Source organism: Pseudomonas sp. 05T35, assembly GCF_056396605.1.
On record NZ_JBFTLU010000759.1, the window covers coordinates 1 to 1,146 of the forward strand.

Genomic DNA, 1,146 nt, shown 5'->3' on the forward strand with positions numbered 1-1,146 from the left:
CTCGTCCAGTAGCAGGCGCACGCGATGCTGGGCGCGTTGCAGGCGCTTATTGGTGCGCACGATGCCTACGTAGTCCCACATGAATCGCCGAAGCTCATCCCAGTTGTGCGCAATGATCACGTCTTCGTCGGAGTCGGTGACCTGGCTGGCGTCCCAGGCGGGCAGGGTGCTCGGAATCGCGACTTGCGGCAGTTGTTTAATAATGTCTGCCGCCGCCGAACGGGCATAGACGAAACACTCCAGCAGCGAGTTGCTGGCCATGCGGTTGGCACCGTGCAGGCCGGTGAAGCTGGTTTCACCAATCGCATACAAGCCGGGCACGTCAGTACGGCCGTGTTGGTCGACCATGACACCACCGCAGGTATAGTGCGCAGCCGGAACCACCGGGATCGGCTGCTTGGTGATGTCGATGGAAAACTCCAGGCAGCGTTCGTACACCGTCGGGAAGTGCGACTTGATGAAGGCTTCAGGCTTGTGGCTGATGTCCAGGTACACGCAGTCGATACCCAGGCGCTTCATCTCGTGGTCGATGGCCCGGGCGACGATGTCCCGTGGCGCCAGCTCGGCGCGTGGATCAAAACGCGGCATGAAGCGTTCGCCGTTCGGCAGCTTCAAATGTGCGCCTTCACCACGCAGGGCTTCGGTAATCAGGAAGCTTTTGGCTTGTGGGTGGTAGAGGCAGGTGGGGTGGAACTGGTTGAACTCCAGATTCGCCACCCGGCAGCCCGAACGCCAGGCCATGGCAATGCCGTCGCCGCAAGCGCCGTCAGGGTTGCTGGTGTAGAGATAGACTTTCGCAGCACCGCCGGAGGCGAGGATCACGAATCGCGCGCCATAGGTATCGACTTCGCCGGTGCCGCGATTGAGCACATAGGCGCCAAGGCAGCGATCACCTTCCAGGCCCAGGCGTTTTTCGGTGATCAGATCAACGGCGACCCGCTGCTCCAGCAGTTCGATGTTCGGCCGTTGTCGTGCTTGATCAAGCAAGGTATTGAAAATCGCAGCGCCTGTGGCATCGGCGGCATGGATGATGCGCCGATGGCTGTGGCCGCCTTCGCGGGTCAGGTGAAACTCGAAACCCCCGTCTTCAGTGCCGGATTGTTCATCGCGGGTGAATGGCACCCCCTGATCGATCAGCCATTGAAT

At 60.8% G+C, this 1,146-nt stretch carries 1 protein-coding gene; it reads right to left on the reverse strand.

Annotation, left to right across the window (positions count from 1 at the left end; genetic code table 11):
- Positions 1 to 1,146 (reverse strand): L-aspartate oxidase (nadB, locus tag AC1DH9_RS29580; protein WP_477809387.1); only part of this gene is annotated, 1,146 nt, incomplete at both ends.